Raw genomic sequence first — 21,764 nt, forward strand, 5'->3', positions numbered from 1 at the left:
TAGTTAGGCGCCGAATTTGGACCCTTGTCTGGACAGGCTTTCGGCGGTGTCCAGGAACGCGATCCGAGCGGCTCGTTCGTCGGCAAAGAATGCGACGTCAATTGGTGAGGCAATGGCGGTTACTTCATAAACATTGGCGAAGCACGGACGAAACTGAGGAGCGAGGCCACGTCGCCCTGAGGAAGTCGTGTATCGAGGACCCGCCACTGGTTAGCGGCAATTTCCTGGAAGTGCGGGTCCGTCTCAGAGGCGGGTGCGTCTAGTGGAGCGGTGGTGTTCACTGTGGTCGTCATCGATCGGCCGTCCTCTTTGCGGTAGCTAGGCCGCCGGGATGGTGTGCCCCCTTCTGAGGCACATGTCGACGCTAGGGCGGCCTTCCTTTTCGAGAACGGGATTGCCAAACCCACGATCGTCCTCTGCATCGACAGGGCTCGCTCGCCAGTGGTCGTAGCCGTTGTTCTACTTAGCTGTCAGCGTGAGGCCGCACCGGGCAATTGACCTACACGGCCCCGTGGCGGTCGGCGTACACAACGTCACATATATGCGGTAGCGACAGTGGGTGCTCTCGAGGACGTCGACAGATTGAATGCTTTGGAGTACAAGACCAAAGCTTTACAGGTCGGTGATTTTGAGAGGGTCCAGAACTCGTCCCGCCGCACGAGGTGTCCATGCCATGCCTCTGGAGAGGGAACCTCCGGGAGCATCTTCAGGTCGACGAAAGCACCGCTCCGAACTGCAGACGAGGCGGTCCCGCGACGAGTCGGCCCGTCAGCGGTGCAATGCGGAGCGAGGGTTGCGGCCGTTATGTGCCCGATGCCCCCGCTAGGCTGCTTTCACCCGCGACTCATGTCCCAGACGCTCTGCCGCGGGGGTGGGCGGTGCGGCCCGCCGAGCGATGGGAGGCGCAGGTGCGGGCAGATTCGCGGCTGTGGCGTGCCCTCGGAGAGCCGGCGCAGGCCCAGGAGGCAGAGGCGCTGGAGAAACTTCGTGACCTCCTGCCGGACGACGGCATCGCTCGCGCGTGGACCAACCTGACTTTCACGGATCCCGAGGGAAGGCTGAACGAGGTCGATGCGCTCGTCCTGACGAAGACCGGCCTGATCGTGGTTGAGCTTAAGGGTTGGCATGGCGAGATCAGCGGGAACCAGTCGACCTGGCACCACGCAGGGCGCACCGAGAACAATCCGAGACTCCTCGCGAACGCGAAGGCAAAGCGGCTCGCCAGTGTGTTGAAGGACTTCGCTCGGGCGGCGAATGTGCCGCAAGGCACCGTCCCCTACGTTAGCGAGGCGGTCGTCATGCACGGGCGCGACTCAAAGCTGCGCCTGGATCAGTTCGGAGCCGAGTCGGTGTGGGCGCTCGATGGTTTCAATGTGCAGGGACTCGCACCCGACCGCAACGCCACGGGCCTCCTCACCCAGCGCCGTAACACCGCGATTGATAAGCCCCGAGCGAACCTGATCGACAAGCTCATGGACGCCCTCGGCCTCATGCCCCGCCCAAAGCAGCGCATGATCGGCCAATTCTCCCTCGACGTCGGCGAGCCCCTTGGCGAAGGTCCTGGGTGGCAAGATTTCCTCGTCACGCACCCGCAAGCGAAGGTAAAGCGGCGCATCCGTCTTTTCCCCTACTCGAAGGGCGCGAGCCGAGACATTCAGCATGCGGTCGATGTCCGCGCGCGTCGCGAGTTCCAGCTCACGTTCGGGATGACGCACCCAGGCATCATCGGCCCCCTCGACCTACTGACTCCCGAGGAGGGTCCAGCACTTGTCTTCGCCTACGATCCCGACGAGATGAGCCTCGGCGCGTACCTGGAAGCGAACGCAGAGATTCTTACCTACGAGGACCGCGAACGATTCGTCCAGGACCTCGCCGAGCTCGTCCGATTCGCCCACAGTCAGCGGCTTACTCACCGTGCACTGTCACCAGTGAGCGTGCGTGTGAAGGTCACGCCGGATGCAGCCCCGAGTCTCCGCATCCGGGACTGGGATCTCGCCCGCCGGCCAGGCGGCGTGACGACCACATCGACAGAAATCTCCCGCGGTGTCACTGACGTCATAGGGCACGTCGAGCAGGAAGCCCTCCTCTACCTCGCGCCGGAGACCCTTCGCGGGCAGACGCCGGCGTCCTCGCAGACGCTCGACGTCTACGGCGTCGGCGCTCTCGGCGCGCTCATTCTCACCGGTAGGTCGCCAGCAGCAAATCTTCTTGCCCTCCAGGAGCTTGTCGCCAGCGATGCGAAGGGCATCGACCCGCGCGCTGTGTTGCCAGAGCTCGCTGATGAATACGCGCGGGTCGTCATCGACGCAACCGCGTTCGAGGAGGGGCAGCGCACGCTCGGCGTCGCCGAGTTCGTTGATGAGTTTGCGCGTGCGCGCGCCGTCGTGAGGGCTGAGGTGTGGCCCAAGCCAGAGCGTACGACGATCGACCCACTCGACGCCTCCGTCGGTGACATCGTCGGGGAGCGCTTCGAGATCATCAAGCGCCGCGGATCTGGATCGACCGGCGTCGCGCTCGAGGTCACGGACTACGAGCGAGACTTCGAGTACGTCATCTTGAAGCTCGCCAAGGACGATGCCGCTGCGGCCCGCCTCGCAGTCGAAGCAGAGATCCTCGACCGCCTCGACCACCCGCGGATCGTCAAGCGACTCGACGGCCCGGTCGCGGTCGGCACGCGTCAGGGCCTGCTGATGTCCGATGCGGGTCTTGAGACGATCGCTGATCGCATCCGCCTGGAGGGCAAGGCGACGATCGAGCAGCTCGAGCGCTACGCCCTCGACTTGTTCGACGCGGTCGCGCACCTGGAATCGAGGGGGGTGTTCCATCGCGATATCAAGCCCTCAAACCTCGCGGTGAAGCCGGACCCGGGAACACGCAAGCCGCACCTGACACTCTTCGACTTCTCCCTTGCGGAGGAACCGCTGACGAACATTCGCTCGGGCTCCAAGCCGTACCTTGATCCGTACCTTGGCCCGACCCGCCAGTACGACAGTGCCGCGGAACGCTTCGCCATCGCCGCGACGCTGTTCGAGCTGGCTACGGGCGACCCGATCTGGTGGGAGCAGGGCGACGCGCCAACCTCGGCGTCGGACGCGCCGATTGTCCAGCCGGGCATGTTCGATGCGGCGATCGCGGACGGGCTCGTCGCGTTCTTCCGAACGGCGCTCGCACCGAAACAGGCCGACCGGCACGCGAGCCTCGACGCGATGCGGAAGGCGTGGGTCGCCTCGCTCGCCGGTGCGGCGGCCGACCTCGACGTCGAGGCGAACGATGCGAAGGCGGCGGCGGCCACCGAGCCGACGCCGCTCGCCGAGGCGGGGCTCAGCGCCCGCGCCCTCTCGGCACTCGCCCGCCTCCGTGCGACGACTGTCGGGGAGCTGCTCGGGGTCCCGCCGATGCAAATCAACCAGATCCGCGGACTCGGTGAGCAGGTCCGTCGCGAGATTCAGGGGCGCATCCGGGAGTGGCGGCACCGTCTCGCCGCGACGACCGCGGAACACAATTTCACCGCCGAGGTCCCAGGACGCCGCGCCGTGGAAAAGTTCATTGCGACGATCTCGGTGAAGCAGGACGAGACCTCAGAGGACCGCTACAAGCGAGTTAAGAAGAACCAGACGCTGAAGGTGGTGACTGAGGACGTGGCGCGCTGGGTACGTGAGCTCGGCTACCTCGCGACGCTCGATGAAATCCAGCGGCGCCTGCTGCGGGAGTACGGATCGACACTGAACGACCCTCAGCGTACCGGCGCCGCGATCGCCGTGACCCGCTCGGTGCTCGAACTTGACAGCCGATCGCGCGAGCCACTATTCGTCTTCCAGGCGACCCGCGATCGGTCGAAGACGGCGGTCGCCTTCGCCCCCGAAGACGAGACTGGCCTCACTTTCGATGAGGCGGAATTGCACCTCGAGGCACTGCTCCACTTCGGCGGCGTGATCGATCAGCTCCTCGGCCAGCAGGAGATCGTCTCCAGCTCCAGATTGCGGGATGAGCTCCTCAGGTCCGGCGCTCCACCGCTGCGTGTGTCAGACACGAGGCTCGTGCAGCTTGCCGTTGGCCTGTCGGAACGCGGCCGTCTCTCGTCGATGGGCGAGGTGTATCGGTCTGATCTGGACCCAGCGAAGGCGGTCGAGCTGGCCCTCCGGGGCGCGCCGACGCGCGAGCTCGCCGTGCAGACGATCGAGCAGAGAGTCCGAGCTCGATTCCCGGAGGTGTCCGGTGTCCCTGGCCTCCCGGCACTCGATGCCCCGGTCAAGGCCGCGATGCCGCATCTGGAGTGGCAGGAGGCGGCGGGCAAGTTCGTCACGCGGGCCATCGACACGATTTCGCTTTCGCACACGAACTCCGCGACGACCTGGGGCCGGCCTGCGGAGGACCCGACCATCGCCGCAAAGCTCAAGGCGTCGATCCGCGACCGTGCCGCCCTGACCCTTGTCGTCCCGCGCAAGCAGAGCCTGCTCACCTCGACGGCAAGACTGGCGAAGGAGCATGGTCTCACCGTCGTCGATCTCGCCGACGTCGCAATCGAGTCACTGAAGTCGACGGCGACCGCGAAGAAGGTGGACTGGCCCACGGTTCTGAAGGCGGATGGCGAACCGGCCGACTCGCGCGGTCGGAAGAACCTGGAGCGCCTTGGGCGGGAGGCGATCATCCCCGCCTGGACGAACTTGCTCGCGATCGCCGAGCCCACAATCTTTATGAACGCCGCCGTGTTCGCTCGCTTCGGCCTCGTCGACCTCCTCGCGACGGTGACGGACCTCGCGACGCCGCGCGCGGCCGCCCGATGGTTCCTGCTGCCGAGGCCGCTCTCCGGTGGCACCCCGGACCTGGACGGCGTCCCGATGCCGTTTGGCGCGGACGGCTGGCTCGAGCTGAGCCTCGACGCATTCGAGCCTGCTGAATCCTCCGACTCGACCAGGGTGACCGCTCCCACAGAGCTGCCCACCCGGAAGGCGCCCACGACGTGATCGATTCCGCTGCTCTGCTCTCCGACCTCAAGCAGGTCCTCAAGGCCCTGGAGGCCGACCTCAAGGTTCGCGCCGAGGACTCGTCGACCGACTGGGGCGGACGCCTGCACGACGAGTACGACCGTGCTAAGGCGAAGGAGCGCACTGGCCTGGCCTGGATCGAGTGGCGTGACGGCGAGGTGTCGCAGGCAGCGGTCGCCTGGATCATCGCGACGGTGTTCATCCGCTTCGCCGAGGATAATGGCCTTCTTGCTGGTGCCGAACTTGACGGCCGACGGGTGGCACTCCCTTGGATCGCGGCACCCGGTGAAGGCCTGGAGCGCGCGGTGGAGAACGAGACCGCGTTCTACGCGGCATCACCGACGATGACGAGCCGTGACTGGCTGCACCAGGCGTTCCGCACGCTCGCCTCCCTGCCGGCCGGCCGGCCACTCGTCGACCCGGACCACTCGCCGGTGTGGCACGCCCGGATCTCGGCAACCGCCTCCGATGATCTGTTGAGGTTCTTCCGCCACACGACGCCGGCAGGCGAGCTTGTGCACGACTTCAGCGACGCGGAGTTCGACACCCGCTTCCTCGGCGACCTGTACCAGGACCTTTCCCAGTATGCGAAGAAGACCTACGCGCTGCTGCAGACCCCGGTCTTCGTCGAGGAGTTCATCCTCGACCTCACACTCACCCCGGCAATCGCCGAGTTCGGCCTCGCCGGGCTTAAGCTCATCGACCCGACCTGCGGCTCCGGCCACTTCCTGCTCGGCGCCTTCGACCGGCTCGTGAAGGGGTGGGCGGCGGCCGCACCGAATGTCGATCTCGGCGAGCGGGTGCAGCGCGCCCTCGACTCGATCCACGGCGTTGATCTCAACCCCTTCGCCGCCGCCATCGCCCGGTTCCGCCTCACCGTCGCCGCGATAGAGGCCGCCGGAACAAAGACACTCGTCGCTGCGCCGGCCTTCCATTATCACGTCGCGATCGGCGACTCATTGCTTGGTGGGCAGTCGGTGCAGCTCGGCTTCGACCTCGGAGACGAGAAGGAGTTCGAGTATTCAGTCGAGGACCTCCAACAGCACGCGGATATCCTTCGACCCGGGCAATATCACGTAGTTGTCGGCAACCCGCCATACATCACTATAAAGGATCGGGCTCTTAACCAGCGGTATCGGGAGATGTACTCAACATGCGCCGGTACATATGCACTGTCCGTGCCATTCATGGAACTGTTCTTTCGGCTGGCCCTGAAACCGGATGGCGGAGCTGCTGCCGGTTACGTCGGACAGATCACCTCCAACTCGTTCATGAAGCGGGAGTTCGGCAAGAAGCTGATCGAGCAGTTCCTGTCTGGAGTTGATCTCGGCACGCGAGTGGACTTGACCCACATCATCGATACTTCTGGCGCCTACATTCCCGGCCACGGCACACCGACTGTTGTTCTGATTGGTCGGCGTCGTAAGCCGGTAACGACGAATATCCGAGCGGTGCTCAGCGTTCGCGGCGAGCCGACCCAGCCTGCAGATCCCGCTCGGGGTGTCGTGTGGCGCGAGATCGTCGATCACGTTGGCGATATCACGTTCGATGGACCCCATGTCACAATTTCCGATATCGAGCGAGCGCTCTTCGCTGCCCATCCATGGTCCCTTTCGGGCGGTGGCGCAGGGGATCTTCAACAACATATCGAGTCGGGTCCGGGAGTTCGCTCACTAATCGTCGCTACCGGGGCCCAAATTGGCGGTGCAGTTCGAGCGGGGGCCGACGATGCCTTCATGCGTCCTCGCCCGCTAGCACGCGAGCGCAACATATACCCCTACTACCGGCACTTCGTGGTCGGCGATGGCGTGCGAGATTGGGGCGATCACGGGACCGAGCAGATTGTGTTCCCTTATAGCGAGCAACTGCTCCCAACAAGTCTCGTCGATCAAGTGTTGTGGCCGTGGCGGTCCCTGTTGGCCGCACGTGCCACATTCCAAGGCACCATGGCTGACGCCGGGTTGCGATGGACGGAGTACATGCAGTTCACTCACTGGGCCGCTGACAGTAGACCTGCGATCACTTTTGCGGAGGTGGCGACCCATAACCACTTCGTTCTCAATCGCGGCGGGGAGGTGTTTAAGCAGACGGCACCGATTATCAAACTGCCGAACGACGCGTCTGAAGACGACTACCTGGGCCTACTTGGGGTCCTCAACTCGTCGACAGCGCTCTTTTGGCTGCGCCAAGTAGCGCACAATAAAGGAAATTCGACGGACTCGAAGGGCGCGCGCGTTACCGGCGACCCGTCATTCGACACGTATCAGTTCAACTCGACGAAGGTGGGCGCGTACCCGCTACCGCAAACACTCCCGAGCGGCCTAGCTCGTCGAGTCGATCTGCTCGCGCGACTACTTTTGGATGAGGGACCGGCAGCTGTCGTCTCCGAGGGCCGCTCAGCGCTGATCGCAGCTCAACATCGCTGGAATGACGCCCGACGCACGATGGTCGCCCTCCAGGAGGAGCTCGACTGGCAGGTCTATGCGGCGTATGGCCTCGTGGACAGGGCTTTGGCACCCTCCGAACCGGAGATCGTGATGATCGAGCCAAGCGAACGGCCCTTCGAGGTGAGGCTCGCACGCGCGCTCGCGGAAGGAAGCGAGCAGTCGGCGTGGTTCGACCGGCACGGGCGCACGCCAGTGACAGAGGCCCCGAACTCGGGCTCTCAGGCCTGGAACGACCTTTGGCGGGCGCGCTACGATGCGGCCGAGTCCGGCTTCATAAACATGCTGGAGCGCCCCGAGTACAAGCGCCGCTGGGCCGGCGCGACCTGGAAGCAGCTCGTCGCCAAGGCGGCCGTCGAGGCGCTGCTCGACCGGCTCGAAGCGCCCGAGCTGTGGCGCGATGGGCGTGGCGTCCCGCTGGTGCGTTCCGTCGCGCAGGTCGCCGACGACCTGCGTCGCGACGACGCCTTCCGCGAACTACTGAGCATCCGCCTCGGCACTCAGGACTACGACCTCCATGCGGAGGTCGGCAAGTTGCTTGCCGGGGACGCCGTGCCCGGGCTCGCGGTGCTGCGCTACAAGGAGTCCGGCATCGAGAAGTTCCGGGCGTGGGAGCGCACCTGGGAGCTGCAGCGCGCCGAGGACTCCGGCGAGCGGGTCGATGTTCCCGTACCACCGAAGTACGCGCAAGGCGACTTTCTCAAGACGTCGTACTGGTCCGCGCGCGGCAAGCTCGACGTGCCGAGGGAGCGGTTCATCGCCTTCCCGGGCTCCCGCCTGCCCGAGGACACCACCGAGCTCTACGGCTGGGCCGGCTGGGACCACGGCGAACGCGGCCAGGCTGTCGCCCGCCTCGCGAACGACCTCAGCCGCGCAGGCTCGCACGATGAGCAGACCATCCCTCTGGTTGGGGTGCTGCTGGAGCTCGAACCGTGGCTGAAGCAGTGGCACCATGACATCGACGCCCGCTCGGGCGTCAGCCCTGCCACCGCCGTATCCGGGATCACCACATCGCTGCTCGGCCGCTTGGGGCTCGGGCGGGATCAAGTCGTCGCCTGGCGACCGCCGGCACCCACGCGCAGGAGGAAGAGCGCATCATGACCGACCTGAACAGCCCGCTGCGCGACCTCATCGGCATCCCCGAGCGAGTCGAGGCCGCCGACTTCGTCATCAAGCTCGACGAAGGCGTCGCCCGCCACCAGCAGACCATCAAGGACTACGTCGTCACCGACGCGATCGCGAAGGCCATCGCCGAGGGGCTCGACCTCGTCGGCAGCTCGCTGGGCGGACAGAAGTCGCAAGGCGCCTTCCTCGACGGCTCTTTCGGCTCCGGCAAGTCGCACTACATGGCCGTGCTCCACCTGCTGCTCACCGGCAGCGTCGCCGCCCGCCAGATCCCCGGCCTCGAAGCCGTCGTCGCTTCTCGCACCAGCACCCTCGACCAGCGGCTTCTCGTCCTTGACTACAACCTGCTCGGGGCGAAGTCCTTCGAGGATGCGATCTTCGCCGGCTACCTCGATTGGGCAGCCAAGCACCACCCTGACACGTCCGCGCCGGTGCTGCACGCCAGTGACGGACTCCTTGCCGACGCGCGGTCACTCCGCGCCCGCATCGGCGACGACGCCTTCTTCGACGGGCTCGGCGGCGGCGACAGCGGCTGGGGCGAGCTTGAGGGCGCCTGGGACGCCGCCGCCTTCGAAGCGGCCGCGGCGGAAGCCCCTGGCCACCCGGATCGCGACCGGCTCGTCGCCGACCTCCGCGACGCCTACTTCCAGGCCGCCGTGCGCGCCTCCGAATGGCTCCCCATGAAGGAGGGGCTCCGGGCGCTCACCGGACATGCCAAGTCGCTCGGCTACCAGGGTCTCGTCTTCCTTATCGACGAAGTCGTGCTCTGGCTCGGCCAGCACCTCGGCGACCAAAGCTGGGTGCAGGGCGAGATCGAGAAGGTCGTGCAGCTCGGAGAGAACGCCGCCGCGAACCTCCCCATCCCGATCACCTCCTTGCTCGCCCGTCAGCGCGCGCTCAGTGACTTCCTCGGCAGCCACGTTGCCGGCGCCCAACGGGTGGCCCAAGGGCAGCTCTTCCAGTACTGGGAGGACCGCTTCTCGAAGATCCGGCTCCAGGCCGCCGACCTCCCGAAGATCGTGAAGCAGCGGCTCCTCCGCCCCGTGTCAGACGGCGCCGCGGCCACCCTGGAGACCGCAGTCGCCGAGGTGAAGCGCGACTACACCGCCTGGGGCTACTTGCTCTCTGACGAAGCAAACTCCGACGAGAAGGCGTTCGCGAACGTGTATCCGTTCTCACCCTCGCTCGTCGACACGATGGTCGCGCTCTCCAGCCTCATGCAGCGCGAGCGCACCGCCCTGAAGCTCATGGCTGAGCTGCTCAGCGACGGCCGCGACAGCCTGCTCGCCCGCGATGTAATCCCTGTCGGCGACCTCTACGCGCCCGTCGTGCTCGGCGGATCGCAGCCGCTCACCGACGACATGAAGCAGCACTTCACCATCTCCGCCCGCTTCTACCGGACGAAGCTGCAGCCCTACCTGCTCCGCAAGCACGGGGTCCCCGAGGAGCAGGTTGTCACCCTGCCACGGAACCACGCCTACGTCACCGAGGACCGCCTCGCGAAGACCGTACTCCTCGCGGCGCTTGCCCCCGAGGCGAAGTCGCTGGCGAACCTTACCGCAGCGAAACTCGCGGCGCTGAACTGGGGCACCATCGACGCCTTCATCCCTGGCAGCGAGGCAGAGGATGCGCTCGCCCGCGCGAGGGCCTGGGCGAGCGAGTTCGGCGAAATCACCATCGGCGACGGCGCCGACCCGATCATCACCGCGACGCTGAGCGGCGTCGACTACGACTCGATCCTGGACCGCGTGCGCACTGAGGACAACCAGCAGACCCGGCGCGAGCTCGTCCGCAAACTCATCGCCGACGAGCTCGGCCTGCCGCCGGATAACCTCGTCGGTCGCACCCTCGACCACGTCTGGCGCGGCCACAAGCGCACCGTCACCGTGAAGTTCGGGAACGTGCGGGACGACACCGACGTGCTCGACAGCAACCTCATTCACAACGACACCGAGTGGCGGGCGGTCATCGATTTCCCCTATGACTCCGGCAGCCATAGCCCCGCCGACGACGTGGCGCGGCTCCGCAAGCTCCGTGAAGGCGGGCGGTCGGCAAACACGATCGCGTGGATCCCGAACTTCCTCTCGGACGCCCGGCAGAAGGACCTCGGAGACCTCGTCATCCTCGAGTACCTGCTCACCGGCAACCGCTTCGACCAGAACGCCGACCACCTGCCGCTCACTGATCGGGGCCCTGCTCGGCAGACGCTCGAATCGCGACGCCGCGCGCTACGCGACGTGCTGACCGCTGCACTCCGTCAGGCATACGGTGTGAACGCCTCCGACGAGTCGAACGTCGGCAGCGACCTCGCCGGGAACGAAATTTTCGGCACCCTCGCCGCCGGACTTACTATCCCGCCGCCAGCCACCGGCAACCTCCTCACCGGCTTCCGGCACGCACTGGAAACCGCATGGGCGAACGAGTTCCCCGACCATCCAGACCTCGGTGCCGAGGAGGTCCGTACGCCGCGGCTCACCGAGGCGGTCACACTTGTGACCCAGACCGTGGAAGGGGGCGGCCGTCGGCAGGGGCTCAGCGCCGCCGAGCAGCGGGTCGCCCGCGACCTCATCACCCCGCTCGGGCTCGCCACCGTCAACGAGAACGTCCTCGTCGTCGACAACGCACACTTCAAGTGGGGCGCGAACCTCGCGCGTTGGGAAGGGGAGCTTGGCGCTGGCTGCACGGTGGGTGCGCTCCGCACCAAGTTCGCGCCGTGGGGCATGACGACCGCGATGCAGGACGCGATCCTCATCCTTTGGGCGCTGCTCGACAACCGCGAGTTCGGCGGTGGCGCTGCGCCGCAGGTCGGGAACATCCCCGACGGAGCGACACCCCGTCGCGCTAACCTGCCCGCCGAGACCGACTGGTCGACGGCGAAGGACCGCGCCGGGGCGATCTTCGGCGTCGCCCCCGAGACGAACCTCACCCCGCGCGCCGTCAGCCGCTGGGCCGGGGCACTCCGCAACCAGGCGATCAGCTCGAAGGTCGCCGATTTTGCGGTGGCGCTCGAGGCGCACGCCGCCGTCCTCGGCATCGAGGGGGTCGCGGCGACCGGTCGTCTCGCCACCGCCAAGCGAGTCGCCGACGTGGTGCGGGCGGTTGCAGGCGCCCGTGAGGACAAGGCGCTCGTCGAGACGCTCGCGACTTTCGATCTGCCGGACGTGCTTACGCCGCACGGCAGTGCGCACGGCAGCGCCGAGCGACTCGTCCGGGAAGTAACCGGCCTCGACTGGGGCATGATCGACGCGGCCCGTGCCCGTAGCGACGCCGGATTCGATGCGGCGCTGACTGCCCTTCAGGAAGCCGCGCAACTCGACGAATCGGTGATGCCGTTGGAGTCACGCCTGCGCGATGTGGCGGCAAAGGCGCGCGCCCTCGTGGTGCAGGCGCAACCTCGCCCTGTGCAGCCCACGCGGACCCCGACCTCGCGCGGTGCCCACACCCGTAGTTTTGCCGTCGCCGACCTCGACACGCTACTGCAGCAGCTCCAGGCCGAGATCATCGCCGAGGTCGGCGAGTCCGGCGCGGTTACGATCACCTGGCAGGTCGACGAGTCGTGACAGCACCGAAGGCGACCGAGGCTGCGCTGCGGGACCATCTGGCGGCGTGGCTCAACGCGCCTCGGCGAAGGGCGCGCACAATCCTAATCCGTGCCCAGCCGAGCTGGTCCGGTCCCCGCTCCATCGACGTCGTGGGGCGCGCCGTCCGCGTGGTCGAAGGCGTCTCTGGGCTCGCTGCACTCGACGCGATGCGTGCGGCCGGCAAGGGCGAGTTCGTCGCAGTGCTCACTGACCTCGACGAGGCAGCGCTCGGTACTGCCGTCGTACTCGAATCCGAGCACGGGAAGCTCACCGACCTCGACGAATGGAACGCCGTGCCGATGATTTTCGGCGCCCGCGACCGCAACATCCCCCGGCCGGTGCGAGACCTCGGCCCCTGGGTGCCTCGGCTGCTCGGGTCGCTGCGTCGCGAGCGAGGCTTGTCGCCCGCACCAGGCGGCGTCCTTTCCGCCGATCATGTCGTGCGCTCCATCCTCGTCGCGCTGCTCGGTCTGGAGCGGCCCGAGTACCTCGACATCGCCGACGCGCTCACCCCCCTCGACGACATGGGCGTCCGCGCGCGCCTGACGGAGCTCAATGGCGACGCCCGCGCCGGCCTCATCAAAGCCGTCGGCACCCACATCGACCAGCACCTAGCCATGGCGCTCCGCGCGGCGACGGCACCGGGCCGGGTCTCCGTCGTCGCCGTCGGCCTCGTCGTCGCCGAACTCTGGTCGAGTGGCAACGTCGCTACTGATGCTGCCACTGCGGCCGCACGGGTGCGAGCAGAGCATTACGTCGGTCCCGGCCCCAGCGCCGCTGCGGCTTCCCGGTTCGGTGCTGCCGCGCAGCTCATAACCCGACGCTGGCTCGCGAGCGGCGACCACCATGCCCGCGACACCTTCGAGCAGGCGGAAGCGATCTGCACGGACCTCGGATGGGCCGAAAGCGCCGCCGCGTCCGCCTTCCTCCCGGCGGGTCTCCGGGCACGAATCAAGCAGTTCGCCGCGGCGATTGAGGCTGCAGCCTCGACCCCGAGCGTCGCATCCTCCCGCGCCGTCGATGTCGGGCTGGAGGCCGTCGAGACACACGGCGCTCGATCTCTATTTGACCGATCGTTGCCGACCGCCCGGATGACTGCCCGGCTCGCCCGCTGGCTGGCGGCTCCCCACGCAACCGCGCAGACGATCGACATGGCGATCCAGCAGTACGGGTCCGACGGGGCATGGGCAGAGCGCGCCCTCGGCGACCTTTGGGACGGCGACTCCGACCGCGGACTCGCCACCGCGTACAAGTCCCTCGCCCACGCCGTGCAGGTCGTCCGCCATCGTGACGACGCCGGTGCGGCTTCGCTGCTCACCGGTGCGCCGCCCTTCGGCTCCGGGGCGACACCGGTCGAGCGCCTGCTCGCCGACCTCGTCGTGCCGGTGGCGGCCGAAGAGCGAGTCCTGCTCATCGTGCTCGATGGGATGAGCGCGCCGACCGCGATCGAGCTCGCTGCCGAGCTCTCGGCGGCCGGGTGGAGCGAGCTTGTGCGTGCCGATCGACGCCGACGGATTGTGGCACTTGCCGCGCTGCCGACGATCACGGAGTACTCCCGAACTTCCCTCTTCGCCGGAGAGCTGTTTGCCGGGAACCAGCAGATCGAGAAGTCCAGATTCGCGGCGGCCGTCAACGGTATCGTCTTCCACAAGGACGACCTGCGATCCGAAGCCGGTCACTCACTCCCGCCCGCGGTCGCGGACACCATCGCCGATCCCGGCCGAAAGATCGTCGGCGCCGTCCTCAACACCATCGACGACGCGCTCGCCAGCGCCGACGTCGACGCACTTCGCTGGAGCCTGCGGTCCGTGGCGAACCTCGAAGCCCTGCTCGCCGCGGCCGATACCGCGGGGCGGATCGTCATCTTGACGTCCGACCACGGACACATCGTCGAGCGAGGGAGCGAGCTCCGTTCGGTGCCGGAATCATCGGCACGGTGGCGCACTGTCGAATCTGGTCCCACCGAGGCGGACGAGGTCACGGTGTCCGGGCCTCGCGTGCTCGCACCGGGTGGCTCCGCGGTCCTGGCCGTCTCCGACGGCATCCGTTACGCCTCGAAGAAGGCCGGCTACCACGGTGGCGCGTCACTCGCCGAGCTGACGATCCCGGTCCTCGTGCTCAAGCCGCGAGGCGCTGAAGACCCGACCGGATGGGTCGAGGCTCCGCCGCAGGAGCCGGCCTGGTGGAACGAGCCTAATCGTGCTGCGTTGCCGGCGAGTATCGAGCCGGTCAAGGCGAAGGCGCCGAAGGTGAAGGCACCGAAACAGCCGGACCCGGGAATCCCGACGCTCTTCGACCCCGAGCAAATGTCGGAGCCCACACCCGCCACCACCACGCGAAGCATCGCCGAGAGACTCGTGGCGAGCCCGACGTACCAGGTTCGGCGCGGCATCGCGGGACGTCACCCCATCGACGACGGCGTTGCCTCCATCATCATCTCGGCTCTCGACGCCGGGAATGGCCGCGCCCACCGCGACACGCTTGCGACCGCAGCTGGCGTCGCGACCGGCACCTTTGCCGGCCTTCTCGCGACCTTCCGTCGGGTGCTTAATGTAGACGGGTATCCCGTCATTGAGCTCGACGCCGACGGGGTCACCGTCGTCCTCGACCGCGAGCTGCTCCGCGAGCAGTTCGAGCTCGGGAGCGCATGATGGTCGCTGTCAGCCCGCGCCGCCGCCGCGAAATCATCGACGCCCTTCGCCGCGGTACCGTGCCGCGGCGGGGCCTCGATGTCATGGCCGTCGGACTGGAGCGCTTCGAGCGCACGCTGTTCGCCGAGCTCGACGTCGTCGCCGACGGCGGCGCCGTGTTCAAGGCGGTCCGCGGTGAGTACGGCGCCGGTAAGACCTTCTTCGCCCGCTGGCTCACGGAGACCGCGAAGCAGCGAGGCTTCGCCACCGCGGAAGTGCAGATCTCCGAGACCGAGACGCCGCTGCACAAGCTCGAGACCGTGTACCGGCGTCTTACCGAAAGCCTCGCCACTGAGTCGACCGCGCCGAGCGCCTTCCGCGAAGTGATCGACGGCTGGCTCCGAGTCCTGGAAGAGGACGTGATCGCTGCTGGGGCCGACGCGGCCGACCATGCGGAAGTGTCCCGCCGTGCGACTGACTTGCTGGAGCAGCGACTCACCGTCGTATCTCGGACCGCACCAGCGTTCGCCGCCGCACTCCGTGGCTATCACGTGGCGACCCTTTCCGGGGACATCGAGACCTCCGACGGATTGGCCGCATGGCTGGCCGGACAGCCGCACGTTGCCGCCCGTGTCCGCCAGTCCGCGGGCATCCGCGGTGAGCTCGATCACTTTGGTGCATTCGGATTCCTTCAGGGGCTTCTCGCCGTCCTCCGGGACTCTGACTATCGCGGACTCGTGCTTGTCCTCGACGAGGTCGAGACCCTCCAGCGGGTACGCAGTGACGTGCGCGAGAAGTCCCTCAACGCATTGCGCCAGCTCCTCGACGAGGTTGACGCAGGTCGCTTCCCTGGCCTCTTTGTTCTCATCACCGGCACCCCTGCCTTCTACGATGGCACCCAGGGCGTGCAGCGACTGCCGCCCCTTGCCGCGCGAATCGGCGTCGATTTCAGCGGTGACCCGCGCTTCGACAACCCGCGCGCGCCGCAGGTGCGACTCCTCGGTTTTCAGCGCGACAGTCTGCTTGAGCTAGGGCAGCGTGTCCGCGACATCTACTTGACCGGCAGCCCGGTGGCTGACCGGATCGAGACCCTAATCGGCGACGACTATCTCGGCGTCCTCGCCGATACCGTGGCAGGCAGGCTCGGCGGTCGAGTCGGGATCGCGCCGCGGCTCTACCTGCGGAAACTCATCGACATCCTCGACAAGGTCGAACAGTTCCCGGACTACATCCCCGAGGATGCTGGCCGCGTCGCCGTCGCGGATGCCGAGCTGAACGATGACGAGCGCGCAGCCGTGGGCGGGGTCGACGAAATCAAGCTCGATGTCTGAGGTCGCGGCGCTGAGCCCCTCGCTCGAGTATCACGTTGCGAACACGCTCGGCTGGAATGACCTCCGGCCCCTTCAGCGGGCGGCTATTCAGCCCGTGCTCTCCGGCGACGACTGTCTCCTGATCGCCCCGACAGCGGGCGGCAAGACCGAGGCGGCGTTGTTTCCCGTGCTGACTCGGATGGTCGAAGAGGGTTGGGTCGGCCTCAGTGTCATCTACGTCGCTCCGCTCAAGGCGCTGCTCAACAACTTGCTGCCACGGCTAGAGCAGTACACGGCCTGGCTGGGCCGCAGCGTCGCGCTGTGGCATGGCGACGTTGGTGACGGCGACCGTCGCACCATCCTCAGCGAACCGCCGGACATCCTTCTCACCACCCCGGAGTCGTTGGAGGCGATGCTCGTCTCGCGCCGGATCGATCACCGCCTGCTCTTCCGCGGGCTCCATGTGGTGATCGCTGACGAGATCCATGCCTTCGCCGCCTCTGACCGCGGCTGGCACCTCGTAGCTGTGTTGGAGCGGCTGCAGCGGGTCGCGTCCGACCACATTCAGCGGGTCGGCCTCTCCGCGACGCTTGGGAACCCGACGGAGGTGCTCGCCTGGTACCAGGGCTCCAATGCAACTGCAGGCGCCGGACAGGTCGTTGTGGCAGGTGACCCGCCTGCGGCGCCAGACATCACCCTCGACTACGTCGGGTCGCTAACGAATGCCGCGCTGGTGATCTCCTCCTTGCACCGTGGCGAGAAGCGGCTCGTCTTCTGCGAGTCACGTGCACAGGCCGAACAGGTCTCGTTCGACCTGCGCGAGCAGGGCGTCACCGTCTTCATCTCCCACTCGTCGCTGTCCCTCGATGAGCGAAGGCAGTCGGAGCGCGCCTTCGCCGAGGCTCGCGACTGTGTCATCGTCTCGACCTCCACGCTGGAGCTCGGAATCGACATCGGCGACCTCGACCGGATGATCCAGATCGACTCGCCTCGGTCCGTCGGCTCGCTTCTGCAGCGGCTCGGGCGCACTGGTCGCCGCGCGGGTACATCGCGAAACGCACTTTTCCTAGCCACGGAGCACGAGACATTCCTTCGCGCGGCCGGGCTCCTCCACCTTTCAACGAGAGGCTTTGTCGAGCCGATAACGCCGCCGCCGTCCCCGCGTCACATCGCGGCGCAGCAGTTCCTCGCCCTCGCGTTACAGGAATCCCGCTTCGCCCGGACAACCTGGCACAAATGGTGGTCAGAGAGCCCGGTCATGGCCGACGGTGAGGTCGTGCTCGACTGGCTCGTGGAGGAGGGATTCCTCGCCGAGGACGGCGGCTGGCTCTTCATCGGCCCCGCCGCCGAGAAAGCCTTCGGCGGCCGCCACTTCCTAAAGCTGATGAGCACCTTCGTCTCCGGCCTAGAGCTCGTCGTGCAGGTCGGCCTGAAACAAATCGGCTCCGTCGAACCAATCTCCCTCAACACGGGCGTACTCCGAGGTGAGAAACCGCTGCTGCTCGCTGGCCGCGCCTGGCGCGTCCGCAGCGTCGACTGGGAGCGTCACGTCGTCGAGGTTGAGGAAGACTCCGTCCGCGGCAAGACACGCTGGTCGTCCTCCACGCTCCCGGAGTCCTTTGAAATGGTCCGCGCCCGTCGGGATGTCCTGCTCGGCGCTGACCCCGGCGTGACGCTGTCGCAGCGCGCCCAGTCGCTGCTTCCGCAACTTCGCGAGGAATGGGCCGGCCGAGTCGACCCGGGCGGCATCGTCCTTGAACGAGGCGAGAAGGGTGTCACTCTTTGGGCAATGGCAGGTCTCCGCGCTCACGAGACACTCGCTGCAGCCCTCTCGGTTAAGTACCAGGCACGCAGCACTAACGAGACAATCTTGCTGTCGTCCGCTTTCCCCACGAACGGTTTATCCGGTCTCGACCTGGCGGGGGTTGTGCCTCTTATCCCCGAGGAGGCCGTCGAGGGACTGAAGTTCGCCACGGCACTCCCGCCGAAGCTGGCGCGAAAGACGTTGGCCGAACGATTCGTCGACAGAAATGGAGCCGAGGCTGTCACGTCGGCACAAATCGCAGTTCGACATTGGAAGGCCTAATGGGATTTTGGTGTGGCGGTTTAGGCTGGCGCATCGGCGCCACGAGCTGACTTCATGGGCGCCGAGATCATCGCGCATCTACGTCGGCGTGACGTCTGGCGATTCGGCTGCAGACCGTGCCGACCGCCCCGAAAGCGTCGACGGGTTGTTCTCGCCGACAACGCTCTATCACGTCAGAGGGACGCCCGGCAACGAACCGCCTTTAGGATAGCCGCGCAAGCTAGTTCCTTGTCAGGTGGACGTGGTGATCGCCGGAGTACCGAAGGCCGGTCACGTCCGAACGCTCGAAAGTGCCCAAGTGCCCCATGGAGTCGACGTCGACGCGGATGTTCCACATGGCAGGGATGAGTGGGTTCTAGTCGATTTCCGGCAAGTGCGCCGCTCGCTCGGCGAGGTGCCGGTACCAGCCGAGGGCGATATCGTTGTATTAGAGGCCAAAAGGTATGCCTTTGTGGGGGACGAAAGGTTACTGGGGTCGTTGTCTTCATCGAGTTCGCCACGGGCGGGGCCAGCAATGTGGCCTCCGTGCTCGAGGTGCTTGCCATGTGGAGTTCTGGCGAGGTCCGACTCAGCGTCTGCATGGCGTTGAAACATCCAATTCGGTAGGGATGACATCAGGGGGACACGGGGGCCATAAGGAGTTGATTCGAGAGTGCTCGATGGATCTCGTCGGCCGACGTCCCGATCATCGGCAAGGCCTCCGGGGCGAGCACTGAGGTGTTCCTCCTCGAGGACTTCACGCTCACCCGGTCGTTCCTCACGTCACCGCGGATCGTCGAGCTGACCGAGAACGCTGCTCGCCTGACGGCTCACAACGACGAGCAGATGGCTATCGAGCGCCGCATGCGAGAACAAGCTGCTGCCGATCAAGCTCGACGCGACGCGAACATGGCCGCTGCGAGCGAGCGGAAGAAGCGGGAGCGCGAGGCCCTGGCTGCCGAGATCCGGACGGCGCTCGACGCACCTGTGGCCTGGGCGCCGGGACACCCTGCCGTCAGTCTCATCAAGACCTATTTCGAGCGACGATCGCGACGGGACCTCGGGATCATCTTCCAGCCCGGAGGCGCCGACGCGATCCCCGAGCGGTGGCAGTGCGTTGCGTACTTCCACCGGGTCGCCGGGCAGACAGCGAGCTTCGACACCAGCGAGGTCGCCGGGACACTCCGCGAGCACAAGGTGCGTCTCGAGGAGCGCTTTTACCGCACCGTGGGACGGTGGCTCCACCAGCTCGTCGACGGCGACCTCCTCTTCGAGGACAGCAGCGGCACGTACTCGACCTACGAGCCGACCTACAAGGGAACGTGGTGGTGACCGCCGTCTCTCCCCCCCCAACCAGATCTCTGTCGCCCCTCCCGGGCGGCGGGGGTCTTCTCTTTGCCTCACCCCGTCGTTACGGTTCTGGAAGCGCCGACCCGGCGACGCACCCCCGACGATCCCGAAAGACGCAACCCATGCAGACACCGCGCGAGTACGCGACCCTGGAAGAAGCGATGCGCGTCCACGGGTTTCCCGAATGGAACCTCCACATCTATCGCAACGTCATCGAGGCGATCCCCTTCAGGCGCATCTCAACGCACAAGGACCGCGGCATCAGCCTAGAAAGACAGGACGGTCGCGAACCGTTGTGGATGGTCTACGGATACATCAGTGGCTTCGTCACGAAAGAGGAAGCGCGCGCCGCGACGTCAGGCCTCACCCCGTGGCAACGAGGTCAGAAGAAAGGTGAGGCGCCGAAGCTCGTCACGGACAAGACCCGCTGGGGCGTGACCTTGCCCGAGAACAGGAACCGCGAGACGGGCGCAGCTGGCACCACACCTCGCCATGGCGATCCCTGTCGCGACTGCGGCATGGTGCTTCCCCTCAGCGGCGTGCACGACTGCGCGTAGGTCGGCTCTTGCCTTTAGCTGCGCTCGACGCGGCTCAGGGTCTCCGCGATCGGGGCTGACACCGCTCACTCACGCGGGGGATGCGGCGCCAGCGCCCTCTACGTACCGTCGGGGTCATGGACGACACGACGAAGCCGAGCCCAGAGAGTCCCGCCGACGACGCCGCAGACTCGAGCAGCGCCGAGGATGACGACTGCAACAACAACAACGTCAAGCTCGGCATCGTGTTCGCCTCGGTCGGCTTCACGCTCGGTATCACGCTCGATAGTCCGTGGGCGGGCGCGCCGATGCTCGTGCTCGGGCTCTACTTCTTCGGCAGGAGCTTCACGGACCAGCGTAAGAAGCGCCGCGGCGTTGACCCGGCCGGCGAGGTCTAAGACGCTCACCTACTCGAGCCGGACCTGACCCCCTCACCCTGACCGGGTGCGGGGGTCTCTCTTTTTCTCGGGCGCCCCGATCCATGCGCCGAGGCGCGGGCAGCGACGCCCTTAGTTCCCCTGTAGGGCGCCGATGATCAGGCCGAGCACCAGCAGAACTCCGAAGACGAGGCCAAGGAGGCCAAGGCAGCTGCTGCAACCTCTTTCATCGGATGTGGCTGCGGGATCGGTAATGGAGGGAGAGACGTAGTTGGGGTCTGGTCTCGCCGCCGGACGTTCCGAGAGGGGGCGGTCCTCGGGATCGGTCATTAGATTGTCTCGACGACGGCAACGAGCTCGGTGCCCGGCGCAAACGGCGACTCGCGTACCTGAAGGTCGATGACCTTAACCGGCGGGTAGGCCTCGAGAACTTCCAAGAGCTTCGCCCTCGCCTTCACGGTGTCGCCGCCCAGCGCGGTCACAATCACGATGTCTTGCTGGCTCACCAATGGCACAGTTCCGCCTCAGGTCAGTTCGCACAGTAGCGGGATGAAGGCCGCGTCTTCCAGCCCGCGCCACCTTTTCACCCGTCGGACCGACGGTCGCACTTCCCCACCTCCCCCATCATCGGTCGCGAGGGCTCTCTTCTTGCCGGCGCCCGCTGATTTGACGCCGATGCGTCGGGCTTAGCCCACTTCGTCATCCAGTGAGAACGTCGATGCGTCGCTGAGCTTCTTCGCTGAGACCGTGTGGCCGGTATCCGAGTCCAGCGGGAACTCGATGAGGGCCATGTCAGCGGACGCCTCGAGAACGAGGACCCTGAATTGGTCACCCCCGGCGAGAACGACGCCTCCGCCAACATCGGCGGACATAGTCGCGTAGTAGATCGGAAGCGACTCCAGCGGCGGCCCTTGTGTCCACTTCCGGAAGACCTTCGCCCCGTTCTTCACGCCGGCGCGGACACCGACCTCACTCAGACGCACAACCCCGTATCCGACGACAGCGACTCCGATCAGAAGGTATCCGGGTCCACCCATCGACTTCGCCGCCTTGACGATCTTGATGTAACCGCCCAAGTTGTTGCCCATGTCCGCCACCCTCGAAGTTGATCTCTCCAACTCTACTGAGGCGGGTACGAGCCTCTGCCGCGTCTTAGCCCCGCGCCGGCACTAAGACCTCATGGAGGGCTGGTCCCGGGCCGTGTCCGGCCCGATCGTGTCCAGATCGCGGCCACGCAGGGCCGCGCTGTGTCTGTCCCAGCCGCCTCGGTGGCTGTATCGATATCGACCGGATCGTGGCCAGGGCCGGGCCAGTGTCTGGCCATGATCCGGTCAGAGACCCAGAAGAGCACCCGTAAGGCC

11 protein-coding genes are annotated in these 21,764 nt (G+C 66.5%); 9 read left to right on the forward strand and 2 right to left on the reverse strand.

Going from position 1 to position 21,764, the window contains the following annotated elements:
- The first annotated feature begins 878 nt into the window (after positions 1–878).
- The 9 genes from OVA02_RS02515 (at position 879) to OVA02_RS02555 (ending at position 20,424) form a co-directional block, all read left to right on the forward strand.
- Complete coding sequence (locus OVA02_RS02515) at positions 879–4,964, forward strand: protein kinase domain-containing protein (RefSeq protein WP_267659166.1); 4,086 nt, start codon at positions 879–881, stop codon at positions 4,962–4,964.
- Complete coding sequence (gene pglX, locus OVA02_RS02520) at positions 4,961–8,530, forward strand: BREX-2 system adenine-specific DNA-methyltransferase PglX (RefSeq protein WP_267659167.1); 3,570 nt, start codon at positions 4,961–4,963, stop codon at positions 8,528–8,530. Before OVA02_RS02515 ends, pglX begins: the two co-directional genes overlap by 4 nt.
- On the forward strand, positions 8,527–12,114 hold the full coding sequence (locus tag OVA02_RS02525; protein ID WP_267659168.1) for a hypothetical protein: 3,588 nt from the start codon (positions 8,527–8,529) through the stop codon (positions 12,112–12,114). Before pglX ends, OVA02_RS02525 begins: the two co-directional genes overlap by 4 nt.
- Positions 12,111–14,786 (forward strand): BREX-2 system phosphatase PglZ, encoded by a 2,676-nt coding sequence (gene pglZ / locus OVA02_RS02530; protein ID WP_267659169.1) that lies wholly within the window; start codon positions 12,111–12,113, stop codon positions 14,784–14,786. The genes OVA02_RS02525 and pglZ overlap by 4 nt, the downstream gene beginning before the upstream one ends.
- On the forward strand, positions 14,783–16,096 hold the full coding sequence (gene brxD, locus OVA02_RS02535; protein ID WP_267659170.1) for a BREX system ATP-binding protein BrxD: 1,314 nt from the start codon (positions 14,783–14,785) through the stop codon (positions 16,094–16,096). Before pglZ ends, brxD begins: the two co-directional genes overlap by 4 nt.
- Positions 16,089–18,161, forward strand: coding sequence for a DEAD/DEAH box helicase (locus OVA02_RS02540; RefSeq protein WP_267659171.1), 2,073 nt, complete (start codon positions 16,089–16,091; stop codon positions 18,159–18,161). Before brxD ends, OVA02_RS02540 begins: the two co-directional genes overlap by 8 nt.
- A gap of 717 nt (positions 18,162–18,878) precedes the next feature.
- Entirely contained in the window at positions 18,879–19,472 is a 594-nt protein-coding gene (locus OVA02_RS02545; RefSeq protein WP_267659172.1) for a hypothetical protein, read from the forward strand.
- Between the two features lie 140 nt (positions 19,473–19,612).
- Entirely contained in the window at positions 19,613–20,047 is a 435-nt protein-coding gene (locus OVA02_RS02550) for a hypothetical protein (RefSeq protein ID WP_267659173.1), read from the forward strand.
- A 116-nt stretch (positions 20,048–20,163) separates the two neighbouring features.
- Positions 20,164–20,424 carry a hypothetical protein gene (locus tag OVA02_RS02555; protein ID WP_267659174.1) on the forward strand — a complete coding sequence of 87 codons (261 nt, stop codon included), beginning with the start codon at positions 20,164–20,166 and terminating at the stop codon, positions 20,422–20,424.
- 308 nt (positions 20,425–20,732) lie between these two features.
- Here OVA02_RS02555 and OVA02_RS02560 read toward each other — a convergent pair whose 3' ends face one another.
- On the reverse strand, positions 20,733–20,909 hold the full coding sequence (locus OVA02_RS02560) for a hypothetical protein (RefSeq protein ID WP_267659175.1): 177 nt from the start codon (positions 20,907–20,909) through the stop codon (positions 20,733–20,735).
- Between the two features lie 180 nt (positions 20,910–21,089).
- Complete coding sequence (locus tag OVA02_RS02565) at positions 21,090–21,491, reverse strand: hypothetical protein (protein WP_267659176.1); 402 nt, start codon at positions 21,489–21,491, stop codon at positions 21,090–21,092.
- Positions 21,492–21,764 lie beyond the last annotated feature (273 nt).

The organism is Frigoribacterium sp. SL97, assembly GCF_026625765.1.
Classification (GTDB): Bacteria; Actinomycetota; Actinomycetes; order Actinomycetales; family Microbacteriaceae; genus Frigoribacterium.

Excerpts from the sequence above, each read along its gene's own strand:
- OVA02_RS02540 (WP_267659171.1), top strand. The coding sequence starts at position 16,089 with ATGTCTGAGGTCGCGGCGCTGAGCCCCTCGCTCGAGTATCACGTTGCG.
- OVA02_RS02555 (WP_267659174.1), top strand. The coding sequence starts at position 20,164 with ATGGACGACACGACGAAGCCGAGCCCAGAGAGTCCCGCCGACGACGCC.
- OVA02_RS02565 (WP_267659176.1), bottom strand. The coding sequence starts at position 21,491 with ATGGGCAACAACTTGGGCGGTTACATCAAGATCGTCAAGGCGGCGAAG.
- OVA02_RS02550 (WP_267659173.1), top strand. The coding sequence starts at position 19,613 with ATGCAGACACCGCGCGAGTACGCGACCCTGGAAGAAGCGATGCGCGTC.
- brxD (WP_267659170.1), top strand. The coding sequence starts at position 14,783 with ATGATGGTCGCTGTCAGCCCGCGCCGCCGCCGCGAAATCATCGACGCC.
- OVA02_RS02525 (WP_267659168.1), top strand. The coding sequence starts at position 8,527 with ATGACCGACCTGAACAGCCCGCTGCGCGACCTCATCGGCATCCCCGAG.